Annotated in this window: 10 protein-coding genes; 6 read left to right on the top strand and 4 right to left on the bottom strand. The window is 66.1% G+C overall.

The window, feature by feature from the left end; genetic code table 11:
• Window positions 1-26: 26 nt before the first annotated feature.
• The 3 genes from MTAI_RS10045 to MTAI_RS10035 all read left to right on the top strand — a co-directional run bounded on the left by MTAI_RS10045 (window position 27) and on the right by MTAI_RS10035 (window position 4,199).
• On the top strand, window positions 27-1,250 hold the full coding sequence (locus tag MTAI_RS10045) for a SpoIID/LytB domain-containing protein (protein ID WP_027888062.1): 1,224 nt from the start codon (window positions 27-29) through the stop codon (window positions 1,248-1,250).
• A gap of 63 nt (window positions 1,251-1,313) precedes the next feature.
• Window positions 1,314-1,820: a hypothetical protein gene (locus tag MTAI_RS10040; protein WP_223299573.1), complete on the top strand. Its 507-nt coding sequence runs from the start codon at window positions 1,314-1,316 to the stop codon at window positions 1,818-1,820.
• Window positions 1,821-1,859: 39 nt separating this feature from the next.
• Window positions 1,860-4,199 carry a PD-(D/E)XK nuclease family protein gene (locus MTAI_RS10035; protein WP_027888060.1) on the top strand — a complete coding sequence of 780 codons (2,340 nt, stop codon included), beginning with the start codon at window positions 1,860-1,862 and terminating at the stop codon, window positions 4,197-4,199.
• Window positions 4,200-4,248: 49 nt separating this feature from the next.
• Here MTAI_RS10035 and MTAI_RS10030 read toward each other — a convergent pair whose 3' ends face one another.
• The gene (locus MTAI_RS10030; protein WP_027888059.1) at window positions 4,249-5,094 is read right to left on the bottom strand and encodes an aminotransferase class IV; all 846 of its coding nucleotides are present in this window, start codon (window positions 5,092-5,094) and stop codon (window positions 4,249-4,251) included.
• 182 nt (window positions 5,095-5,276) lie between these two features.
• On the opposite strand from MTAI_RS10030, the gene MTAI_RS10025 reads away from it, so the two are divergent.
• On the top strand, window positions 5,277-8,024 hold the full coding sequence (locus tag MTAI_RS10025) for a UvrD-helicase domain-containing protein (protein ID WP_027888058.1): 2,748 nt from the start codon (window positions 5,277-5,279) through the stop codon (window positions 8,022-8,024).
• A 1-nt stretch (window position 8,025) separates the two neighbouring features.
• On the opposite strand, the gene MTAI_RS10020 is transcribed toward MTAI_RS10025, so the two are convergent.
• On the bottom strand, window positions 8,026-8,439 hold the full coding sequence (locus MTAI_RS10020; protein ID WP_027888057.1) for an OsmC family protein: 414 nt from the start codon (window positions 8,437-8,439) through the stop codon (window positions 8,026-8,028).
• A gap of 145 nt (window positions 8,440-8,584) precedes the next feature.
• Here MTAI_RS10020 and MTAI_RS10015 point away from each other — a divergent pair, with 145 nt between their 5' ends.
• Together MTAI_RS10015 and MTAI_RS10010 are read left to right on the top strand one after the other, a co-directional pair.
• The gene (locus MTAI_RS10015) at window positions 8,585-9,286 is read left to right on the top strand and encodes an SDR family oxidoreductase (protein WP_027888056.1); all 702 of its coding nucleotides are present in this window, start codon (window positions 8,585-8,587) and stop codon (window positions 9,284-9,286) included.
• A gap of 113 nt (window positions 9,287-9,399) precedes the next feature.
• Window positions 9,400-9,999 (top strand): DedA family protein, encoded by a 600-nt coding sequence (locus MTAI_RS10010; RefSeq protein ID WP_027888055.1) that lies wholly within the window; start codon window positions 9,400-9,402, stop codon window positions 9,997-9,999.
• A 1-nt stretch (window position 10,000) separates the two neighbouring features.
• Here the strand turns inward: MTAI_RS10010 and mce are convergent, their stop codons facing one another.
• Both mce and MTAI_RS10000 read right to left on the bottom strand, forming a co-directional pair.
• Window positions 10,001-10,396 (bottom strand): methylmalonyl-CoA epimerase, encoded by a 396-nt coding sequence (mce, locus tag MTAI_RS10005; protein WP_027888054.1) that lies wholly within the window; start codon window positions 10,394-10,396, stop codon window positions 10,001-10,003.
• 10 nt (window positions 10,397-10,406) lie between these two features.
• Window positions 10,407-11,522: a hypothetical protein gene (locus MTAI_RS10000; RefSeq protein WP_027888053.1), complete on the bottom strand. Its 1,116-nt coding sequence runs from the start codon at window positions 11,520-11,522 to the stop codon at window positions 10,407-10,409.
• Between the last annotated feature and the right edge of the window lie 3 nt (window positions 11,523-11,525).

Genomic DNA, 11,525 nt, shown 5'->3' with positions numbered 1-11,525 from the left:
GTGGGCCTATACTTGAGAAGGTTGCTATGATGCGCCTTTTATGGATGGGGCTGCTCCTGTTGGGGTTTGCACAAGCCCAGGCAGACCTGCTGCTGCGGGTTTTGCTGGCCGAAGCCCCGTCGGCTAGCCTTCGACTGGGGCCTCATCGGCAGCAGACAGCCTATGGGGCTCGAGATGGGGGCGCGGGCCTGCTTCGGGTGACGGCCGGCCCGGGCGAGGTGTTGGTGGATGGGCTTGGCGTAGGGCCCTGGGTTGAGTTTGTGGCCGCCGAGGGTTTTGCCCTGGAGGGTCGGAGCTACCGGGGGAACCTGCTGGTGGTGTGGCAGGCAGGGCGGCTGCTCTTGATCAACCGGGTTTGGCTCGAGGACTACCTGCTGGGGGTTGTGCCCGCCGAGGTGCCGGCTTCTTTCCCGGACGCGGTCTTGCAAGCCCAGGCTATCCTGGCCCGTACGTTTGCCTTATACCGGCTTAATCCCAAGGGGCTCTACGATCTATGTGCTACAGAACGCTGCCAGGTCTATCTGGGGCGCTCGGCGGAAAACCCCCGGCACACGGGCGCGGTGTATACGACCCGCTCGCTGATCGTGAGCTTCAACCAAAAACCCATTACCGCGGTCTACCACGCCGACTCAGGCGGCTACACAGCGGCTTCTGCTGAAGTTTGGGGCAACACCGTACCCTATCTGATAGCGCGGCCCGATCCCTTTGCGGTGAGTCCAAACAGTAGCTGGAGCCGCACCCTGGCACCCGAGGCGGTGGCGCGGGGGCTGGCCGGGCTGGGCATGCAGGTTGGGCTGGTGCAGGCTGTAACCCCGCTGCTGGTAAGCGAGAGCGGCCGCCCCCTGCGCCTGCGCATCGTGGGAAGCAGCGGTAGCGTGGAGCTGGATGCGCCGCAATCCACCCGTCTGCTGCGGGGTTTGGGGCTGCCATCCACCCGTGTGCGCTTTGAGGGTTGGCAGGTGTTTGGACAGGGCAGCGGCCACGGGGTGGGTATGAGCCAGTGGGGGGCTCGAGGGCTGGCATTACAGGGCTGGGACTTCCGTCAGATTCTAGGCTATTACTACCCCGGAACCTTCCTCAGCAGCTTTGAGGTGGTGGCTGGCCTGAGGGAGCAGCTCCGCCTGGCCGGGTACCCGCTGTGGCCGCTCTATAGGGCCGATGCCTTTTCAGGTGGGCTTAAGCTACACCGCATAAAGTGGGCTGAAGCCTGGGATCCAATGGGGGCTGGGGAGGGGCAGGGGAACCATTGATAGAGCGAGGCATTGGGGGCAGTGTATCTGTGCAGTCTGGTCGTAAGGCTTGGTGGTGGCGGCTTGAGGCGCTGTTTTTTTCTGCTGGTGTTGGGGGTTTGGGGCTGGGCACAGTCGAGCGAGCCGGGTGTGCTCGAGCGCTGCCAGGGGGTTTTTCAGGCCCTGCACCTTCAGTTCGCCTACGCTGAGCGGGTAGCCCCCCAGCGCTTCTTGCTGCGGGTGGTGTTGGGTGCTGGAGAGGCCTCCCTGACCCGGTTAACCGTCAATATAGACCTGCGGCCGGTTCCGCTGGGCCTGGAAGATATTGCGGTGGTGGTGCTCGAGCGTCCGGTGCAGGATGCCGTGCGTTTGCGCAACCGGCTGGCCCAGAGCCTGGAGGGCGTGCCGCAAAGCCTGAGCCTGGGCAACTGGTACGTGGCCGCGCCTACTGGCTACCGCTGCTTTTTGACCCACCAGGGCCGGGTGGTGGGGGTGTTGCTGCTGGGGCCGAACCTCGAGCCCATTCCCAACCCCCGCTGGCGGGCGGTCTACCAGCGCTCGCCGGTGCGCTTTCCGCCCGAGCTTCGCTAGTACTTTTCGAAGCCAAGGGCGGCTCGCTATAGTGAGGCTGTGCACCTCCTGGTTGGCCCCCCGGCTTCCGGCAAAACCACCCGCCTGCTCGAGTTAGCCCAAACCTATCTGGCCGCCCGCCAACGGGTCTGGTGGGTCTGCCTGCCCGCGCAAAAAGCCTACGTCTACCGCCGGGCCACCCAGAAGGGCGCGGTGCTGGGCCTCGAGGTGCTCTCCTCGCAGCAGCTCTACTACCGCTTGCTGGCGGCCAGCCATAGCCTGAAGCCCGTCCTGCCCGGGCCGGGCCGGGTGGCGCTGGTGGGGGAGGCCCTCCGGGATCTGGGTAGCACGCTGCCCAAGCCCGGTGAAGCCCGCCTGTTTGCCCGCGCCATCGCCGAGGCCAAGCGCAGCGGGGTAAAACCCGAGGAGATTCCCAAGCAGAGCCCCGAAGCCGAGCGCTTGCGGCAGGTCTATGCCCGCTACGAGGAGCTTAAAAACAACTGGGGCCGCTGGGACTACGACGACTTTCGCGCGGGGGCGCTGGGACTGCTGACGCAGGCGTCGGTGCGGCTCGAGCCCGACCTGGTGGTGGTGGATGGTTTCCGCGAGCTGGGGGTGCAGGAGTTGCGGCTGTTGCGGGCACTGTCGCGTCATGTTCCGGTCTGGGTCAGCTTGCCCGAAGCCCCGCCGGGGTTCGATCCCGATGAAGTGCTGCCCCCGCGCCCGGTTCCCGTCCAGGTTTACCGGGCCCAGAACCCGGTGAGCGAGGCCCGCTGGGTGCTGCGCGCCATCAAGCGCGACCTGGCGCAGGGCATGGCGGCCCTGGATCTGGCGGTGGTGGCGCCGGAGTCGCGGATTCCGGCCCTGCTCACCCTGGCCGACGAGTACGGCCTGCCCCTCATCGATCACCGGCCCCGCACCGCCGCCGACACCCCCGAGGGGCGGCTGCTCTTGGAGCTCCTCGAGCTGCCCGACTACCCCACGCCCAGCCGCCTGATGGCCGTGCCCGACCTGGCCCCGCTGGGCCGGGCGGCGCTCGAGCGCGGCCTGGTGGGCCTCGAGGCTACCACCCGCCTGGCCGCCGAGCTGGGGATGCAAGACCTATGGGCGGCCTGGCTCTCACGCCTGAAACCCCCCGGCGAGGCGGGTTCGCTCTTCGAAGGGCGGGAGCCGGGGGGCAACACCCACCCCGCGCTGGCCTGGGCCGAGGAGCTGCTGGACTCGCTGCCCGAGGTGCGCCACAGCCCCCGCCGGGCCAGCCTCCTGGAACGGGCCTACGAAGCCCACCGCATCGCCCTGGGCCCCAATTTCCGGCACTGGTGGGCGGCCCTGCTGGCCGAGACCTACGAAGCCCACCGGCCGGCGGGCGGGGTGGCGGTGCTCACACCCAACCTGGCCTCGGGGCAGCGCTGGAAGAAGCTCTACCTGACCTATGCGGTAGAGGGAGCCTACAGCACCGGCGAGCAGGAGGACTATTTCGTCCCCGAGGAGTTGCGGGTGGGCCTCGAGCAGGCCCTTAGAGCCGCGGGGCTGCCCAAGCGCTTTCTGGGGCGCGACCGCCTCTTGTTGCAGGAGCTCAAAACCCGCGCCGAGGAGGTGATCATCACCTACCCCGAGGCCAGCCAGGAGGGGCCCCTGGAACCCGAGCCTGTGCTGGTGGGCAGCGCACCGTCCTACCTGCCCAAGCTGCCCCCAGCCAGCCGGCTCGAGCTGGGCCAGAACGGGGGCTACCGGGCGCCCTTTGGCCGGGTGAACCTGGCCGCGCCTAGTGTGGAAAGCCTGCGGCGCTACCGCGAGTGCGGCTTTCAGTTCTGGGCCCAGCAGTTCACCTGGGACGAGGGTTCTTTGGAGTGGTGGCAGCAGTGGGTACGCGGGCTGCGCCAGGCCGGGAAGCTGGTGCCGGCCCGCCTCGAGGCCCTGGCCCGGCAGTTTCCCCAGACCGAGGGCTGGATGCGCCACCACTACGCTTTGTTGAGTGAACTCAACCTGGGTTTCGCGCTGAAAGATGCGGGCCTGGAAGCCCGACTGGATGGGGTGCTGCGCAAGGGTGCCGAGGTGCACATCTACCGCTTTGTAGCCCCCGAAACCCCCGCAGAAGAGGCCGAGCGGCAGGTGCGCGAGCGCTGGAGCGAGCGCTGGGCCGCCGGTTACCTGCTCTCGGCTATTCCTAAGCGCGTCCAAGTCCAACGCGTTTACCTGTGGGCCTGGCCGGTGCTGGGCGACCCCCTGCTGGTGTATGGCAAGCCCATCGAACGGCTCTGGGGGGCGCTAGAAAACCTTTTGGCCAAAGCGCAGGAGACCTACGCCCAGTACAAAACCGGGGTGGTGGAACCCAACCCCGGTTTTCGTTGTCGTAGCTGTGGCGTTCGGGATGCCTGCCGCGAGGCGCAGTACGGTTAGCCTCTGGGGGCAGTGAAAGCAGCGGGATTCCTCTCAAGCGCACCCGTGCTCAGCGCAGCACCGCGCGACGGTTTAGATAAGCCTCGAGGTGCTCCTGGAAGGCTTTCATCAACTGCTGGCTGTAAGGCCCTACCTTGCCGTCTGCAACCATTTTGTCTTCGATCTGGGTGATGGGCATGACCTGCCGGGTGGCCCCGGTTAGCAGCACCTCGTCGGCGGAGTAGAGCTCGCTCAGGGTGATGGGCCGCTCCTGGATGGGCAGGATGGAACGGGCTACCTCCAGCAGGTGCTTGCGGGTGATGCCCGGTAGCACGCCGGCCTGGGCGGTGACCAGGGTGCCCTGCTGGACGATTAGCAGGCTGCTGCGCCCGCCCTCGTACACGGTCTCACCATCGTGGTAGATCACCTCGGTGGCCCCTTCGGCCCGCATCCGTTTGGCGAGTTTCACCGCGATGAGGTAGTCGGTGGTTTTGGCCTCGGGTAGCTCGCGCAGGTTTTTGTGCAGGATGACCTTGCCCCCCTGCTGGTAGAGGTGGGCCGGGGGTGGGGTGACCGCGATGGGCGCGATAATCAGGTTGGGCGGGCCGGGGGTGAAGGCGTCGGGGGAGTAGCCCCCGGTGAGCAGCATCTGGAGACCGGCTTCCCGCAGGTCGTTGAGTTCTATCAGCTCCCGAATCAGGGCCTCGAGCTTTTCCCGTCCAAAGGGCGGGGTAAGCTCCAGCAGCCGGGCCGAACGCTCGAAGCGCTCGAGGTGATCCTCCAAAAACACCGGAACACCCCGCAAAACGCGGAAAAACTCAAATACCGCATACCCCCGCCGCAAACCCAGGTCGGAGATGTGCAGGCTGGCCTTGTCGTGTTCGATGATGGTTCCGTTGATGCTGGCGTATTTCACATTTCAATCCCTACTCGAGCTCTCGCCCAAGTGCAACAGCCTCATTCTAGCGCGCGTGCTGGACGAGCTTCAATGTCATATGAAACCATGAAGGCTGTGAAACCGTACAGACGCTTGCGTTGCGTGGTTTGGTTTATGATGGTGGGAGCCAGTTATTCTTCTGGCCTGATGGGCTGTCTACTGTGAAAGTCCGCATCGCCTCCGCCGGAACCGGCAAGACCGCCAGCCTGGTCTTGCGTTACCTCGAGCTCATCGCCTCCGGTACGCCGCTGCGCCGCATCGCGGGCGTGACCTTTACCCGCAAGGCCGCCGACGAGCTGCGGGTGCGGGTGGCATCCGCCATCGAGGAGGTGTTGCAGAGCAGACGGCACCTGACATTTGATTACCGGAAGGGTTCCCTAGAACCCTTTGAGGAGGCGGCCCGCGAGATTGCCGGGGCCACCCTCAGCACCATTCACGGCTTTATGGCCCAGTGCCTGCGCCTCTCGGCCCCGCTGCTGCACCTCGACCCCGACTTTTCCCTGCTGGGCGACTGGGAGGCCCAGGCCATCTTTGAGGAGGAGTGGCAGACCCTGCGCTACCTGGCCCAGGATCCCCACCACCCGTTTTATGGCCTGGCCTCCGACGAGCTCACCGAGCCCCTTCTGCACCTTTTTTCCAAGCGCTCCCTGGCCGAGGTGTTCGAGCCGGCGGAAGGGGAGGCCAACCTGCGCCTGCTCCGGGTGTACCAGAGCGTGTACGCTGCCTACGAGGCCCGCCTGGGGGCCCACCTGCTCTCGCCCTCCGAGCTCGAGCAAAGGGCGCTGGACTTAACCCGCCACCCCCAGGCCCTGGAGCGGGTTCTGGAGCGGGTAGAGGTGCTCTTGGTGGACGAGTACCAGGACGTGAACCCTCTGCAAGGGGCTTTTTTTGCGGCCCTGGAGCGGGCCGGGCTGCCCATCGAGATCGTGGGCGACCCCAAGCAGTCCATCTACGCCTTCCGCAACGCCGATGTCTCGGTCTTCCGCAAGGCCCTGCGGGAAGGCCAGCCCCTGCCCCCCCTGACCCACAGCTACCGGCACAGCCGGGTGCTGGTGCGCTTTCTGAACGGCCTCACCGGGTACCTGGCCGAAAAGGGGCTGGGCTTCGGCCTCAAGGAAGCCCCCCCGGTCGAGGGGGTGCGGCCTGAGCAGGGGCGGCTGGAGGTGCACTGGGTGGTGGGGGAGCTCCCGCTGGAGGAGCTGCGCAAGCAGGAGGCGCGGGTGCTGGCCAGGCAGCTCGCGGCCCTGCGCGGCCCCATCGAGTACAGCCAGATGGCGGTGCTGGTGCGCTCGTACAACAGCGTGCGCTTTTTGGAAGAGGCCTTTGCCGAGGCCCAGATCCCCTACGTGCTGCTGCAGGGGCGGGGCTACTACGAGCGGCAGGAGGTGCGCGACCTGTACCACGCCCTGCGGGCCGCCCTCGACCCCAGGGGCCTGTCGCTGGCGGCTTTCTTGCGCAGCCCATTTGGACAGCACACCGAGGCTGGCCCCCTCAAGCCCCTCGAGCTTCCCCAGATCGAGGGGGTGTTGCGGGCCGACGACCCCCTGGGCCACCTGGCCCAGCACTGGCCCAGCGTGTACGCACGCCTTCGCCAGATACAGGCCCAGGTGCGCCTGATGGCCCCGCTCGAGGTGCTCAAGTTTCTGATCCGATTCCCCCTGATGGCCGGCCGCCCCTACCACGACTTCCTCGAGCCGCGCGCGCGGGAGAACGTGGACGCGCTGCTCTTCTACTTCGCCCCGCACCCGCCGGAGAACCTCGAGGGGCTTCTGGAGCGGCTCGAGCTGCTCTCGCGGCAGGCCGATGCCGGCGATGTGCCCCAGTCGGGTGAGGGGGTGCAGATCCTGACCGTCCACCGCGCCAAGGGGCTGGAATGGCCCCTGGTGGCGGTCTTCGACCTGGGGCGGAAGCATGTACACCAGGCCCAGCCGCTGTACCTGGGGCCGGGCGGCGAAGGGGGGCCCCTGCTGCAATGGGTGGCCCTGCCGGAAACCCCAGCCTTTGAAGGGTTCAAGGAGCAGGTCAAGCGCCTGGAGGAGGAGGAGAGCTACCGCCTGCTGTACGTGGCGGCCTCGCGGGCCCGCGACATCCTGCTGCTCACCGCCAGCGCCAGCCACGGCCAGCCCGAGGGCTGGGGCAAGGTGCTCGAGGCCATGAACCTGGGCCCGGCCAGCAAGCCCTACAGCCGCCCGGATTTTCACCTGCAAACCTGGCCCTACCAGCCAGTAGCCCCGGTGCGCGTGCTAAGCCGGCCGGAGCCCCTCCAGCCCTCGGCCTGGGTGGAGGCCCGCTTCGAGCCCGAGCCCTTCCCACCGCTCTTTTCGCCCTCGGCCTACAAGCGCCTCGAGGCCGAACCCCTGCCCCTGCCCGACCCCGAGGAGGGGGAAGAAATTCCGGGCCGGGCCCGGGCCATCGGGACGCTGGTGCACTACGCCATCGGGCAGAACTGGCGCCCCGACAACCCCCAACACCTGGCCAACCTCGAGGCCCAGGAGGTGATGTTTCCCTTCGACCCCGATGAGCGCGAAGACATTATGTCCGAGGTTCAGATGCTTTTGGAGCGTTACCAGGAACTCCTGGGCCGCGCACTCCCCTGGCCCCGCGACGAGGACTACCCCGAGTTTGCCGTGGCCCTGCCCCTGGGCTCCACGGTCTGGCAGGGGGTGATCGACCGGCTGTACCGGGTAGGCGAGCAGTGGTACCTGGAAGACTACAAGACCGACCAGGAGATGCGGCCCGAGCAGTATTTCGTGCAACTAGGGGTGTACCTGGCTGCCGTTCGCCAGGCCTGGCAGATCGAGCCCGAGGTGCGGCTGGTTTACCTGCGCCATCGCAAGGTGTTCCGGCTGGACAAGGCCATCCTGGAGGCGGCCTTGAGCGAAATTGCGCCCGGAAGGGCCCACTGGTGAACTACTCCTCCCAGGGCTCCAGCACCACCCGGGTCTCGATCTGGGCATTGAGGGTGGCCGAGACCGAGCAGTACTTGGTGTGGGAGAGCTCCACTGCGCGCTCGAGGGCCTCTTTGGTGACGTTGGGCCCTGCGCCGTAGTGCGTCACCACGATGTGGGTATAGCGCTTGGGGTGCTCCTCGGCCCGCTCGCCCACGGCCTCTACCCGGTAGCGGGCCAGGGGCTGGCGCTTTTTCTCCATGATGTCCACCACATCGTAGGCGGTGCAGCCCGCCAGCGCGGCCAGCAGGAGCTCCATGGGGCGCAGGCCGGTGGAAGGTTGGTCGCCGTCCACCATGACCTTGTCACCCTGCTCGTTGATGCCCACAAACCGGTGTCCTCCCAAGCGGTGCAGTACTACCTTTTTCGTTGCCATACATCTCCTTAGCGTAGGATCGGGCTCTCGTGGAGCCCCCCCGATAATATTGGATGCGCGAGGGTAACATAACTCCATTCCTGCACATTCTGCTGAATGTGAGCCCAAAGACAGGTGTTTGGAGTTGGGTGCGGATAATTGAGCCATGCAGACGTTGGAGGGCAAAGTCTATATTCTCACCGGTGGGGGTGGCGCCATCGCCGGGGCGATTGCCCGATCTTTTACCCAGGCCGGCGCCAAGCTGGCCCTGGCCGATGCCTACGAGACCACCATTGCCGAGCGGGCCCAGGAGTTTGGCGCGCGGGCTTTTGTAGCCAACCTGACCCACTACCCCGACGCTGAGATGCTGGTGCGTCAGGTCAAGGCCCAGTTTGGTCGGGTGGACGGCCTGATTCACACGGTGGGTGGCTTTGCCTACGCCCCGGTCAAAGATACCGAGCCCAGCCTCTACGACCGCATGTTCGACCTGAACATGCGCACCCTGTTTTACATGACCCGGGCCATCATCCCCGAGCTGCTCAGCCAAAAAGATGGCTTTATTGCGGGGATTTCAGCGGCCGCGGCCTGGCATGGGGTGGGGCCGGGGGTGGCCCTGTATGCCGCGGCCAAGGCCGCCGTGGCCACCTACCTGCGCTCGCTGGACGCCGAGCTGGCCGGTACCGCCATACGCGTAGCCATCGTGTACCCCATGGGCGCCGTGGATACCCCGGCCAACCGCAAGGAAATGCCCGAGGCCGACCCCATGGCCTGGGTAGACCCCGCCGAGATCGGCGAGAGCCTGGTGTATGCGGCCAGCCGCAGCCCCAGGGGCCGGGTGATGGAGCTGCAAATCTTCCCGCCGCGTTGAGCACGGCTTGCGGTCGCGCAGCTTTTTTGGATTGCCGTTAGCCCAGGTGTAACCCCCGGTTACTGTGCAAATTGGCTTGTCGCTTCTCACCCTTTTGCCTTAGGGTGGAGCCTATGGACGTTACTGCATATGTGCAGGCCGTAGGGTATCTGGGCATTTTTGCCACGGTATTCGTGGAAACCGGCCTGCTGGTGGGGTTTTTCTTGCCGGGCGACTCGCTTTTGATTGCGGTGGGGTTATTGGCGGCGGCCAAAAAACTACAACTGTCTATTGCCCTGGCGGCCCTGTTTATGGGCTCGGTGCTGGGCAACAACCTGGGCTACTTTCTAGGCCGTAAGATTGGGCCAGCCTTGCTTAGCAAAGCCAGGGTAAAGAACGAAGATTTAGAGCGCACCCGGCGCTTTATGGCCCGCTTTGGCCCGCTCTCGATCCTGATTGGCCCCTATGTGCCGGTTTTTCGGGCGGTGGTGCCGTTTCTGTGCGGCACGGTGAAGATGCCCTGGCCGCGTTTTTTTGTGCTGAGCCTGCTGGGTAGCCTGCTCTGGACGCAGGGCCTGACCCTGCTGTCCTACTACGTGGGCTCGAAAATTCCCCACCTCGAGCGCTACATCTACCTGATTCTGCTGGCCGGGGTGGGCTTTGGCGTGGCCCTGGCGGCCTGGCGGGCCTACCGTGCGGGCCACCTGCGCTGGCCCGGCCGCAGAACGGGGTAGCTCAGGTGTGGGCCTCCACCAGCTCGACCAGCACCCCACCCGACCACTTGGGATGAATAAAAGCCACCCGGTGGCCCCCAAAGCCGGGGCGGGGGGTGGTGTCAATCAGGGGCGTGCCTTCCGCGGCCAGGCGCTTCAGCTCGGCCTGGATGTTGGGGGTGGCGAGGGCGATGTGGTGCAGGCCCGGCCCGCGCTTCTCGATGAAGCGGGCAATGGCCGAGTCGGGGCGGGTGGCCTTGAGAAGCTCGAGCCGGCTTCCCCCGCTCCGGAGCATCCAGACCTCGACCCCCTGGCTTTCGACCGTGCCGCTGGCCTCGAGGGCATACCCCAGGCCCAGGTAGGGCCGGGCGGCCTGCTCCAGATCCTCTACGGCGATGCCAATATGGTGAATCTCCATAGGCCCCATACTACTCAACCGGGATAAAGGCCAGGCTGCTGATGCGTTCCTGGAAGCTGCCCAGCGAGGAAGAACGAACCCCCGCAGTGGTGAGGGCGCTGGCGATGTTCACGGTCAGGTCGATGACCAGGAGGGTGGGGGAGTCCTGGTCGGCCAGGTAGAGAAACTGGTCGATCCCCACGGCGGCGGTGCTGTAGCGGCGGGTGCGCGAAAGCAAAAGCCCGGTCTCGCTCTCGCGGGGTAGCTGGAAGCCCCCTTCAAAGCGGGCCAGGCCGGTGCCCAGCACGAAGACCGGCGGGGCCCCCCGGGCAAATGAGCGGGCGGCGATACTGCTATCCCGGCTCAGGCCTACCTCTGCGGTAGCGCTCAGGTTCCAGGCGGCCAGGGTGGTATCGGTGGTGAAGGCATCGTTGTCGTCGAAGAGGCCCAGGGCCTGGCCGTTCACAAAAATCAGATCGGAGGGGCTCGAGGTGCTCAGGCTCAGGGGCCGTTCGATGAAAGGGTTGACAAAATCGTACTGCCCGAACTGGGTGGGGGTCAGGTAGAGCAGCTGGTCGCTGGGGCCCAGGGTAAATCGGGCCGGGGTGCTCAGGCGCACCAGGTTGGCATCCAGAAAATTGATGGGGGTGGGAAGGGCGGTGGCCGTGAAGGGGATGATCCAGGCCCGGTACTCCTCGATGGGGCGGGGCGGGGTGGCGGGGGACGGTGGGCAGACCAGCAGGATGTGGCTCTGACCCTGGCGCAGATAGCCCCGGCTGCAGTCCACACCCAGGGCCTCGTCGAAGCCGTCGAGCTGGGGGGTGCCCACATCGTCTATGGTCAGGTTGCTGGCGTTGTAGCGCCGCAGGCGGTCTGGGGTGAGCACCCAGAGTTGGTCGTTGCCCGCACCCAGGCTGCGGCGGTAAAGGAGCGTTACGATGGGCGCGTCCAGGCTCCAGCTCCCGACCAGGCGGGGGGTGTCGGTGCTACCGGGTTGCAGCGTGGTGCTCTGAAAAAAGCGAACCTGGTAGGTGCTGCCGCTGGGGTTGTTGAGGCTGGCAGCCAGCAGGGCGCGGGTGGGCTCCTCGCGGCTGCCGGTGCAGGCGGTGAGGAACAGGCTTAGGATTGGTATGATATACCTTTTCATCTA

This window comes from Meiothermus taiwanensis WR-220, assembly GCF_003568585.1.
Taxonomy (GTDB): Bacteria; Deinococcota; Deinococci; order Deinococcales; family Thermaceae; genus Meiothermus; species Meiothermus taiwanensis.
The sequence above is the reverse complement of the archived record's forward strand: the minus strand, read 5'-3'. Positions and strand labels throughout refer to the sequence as shown.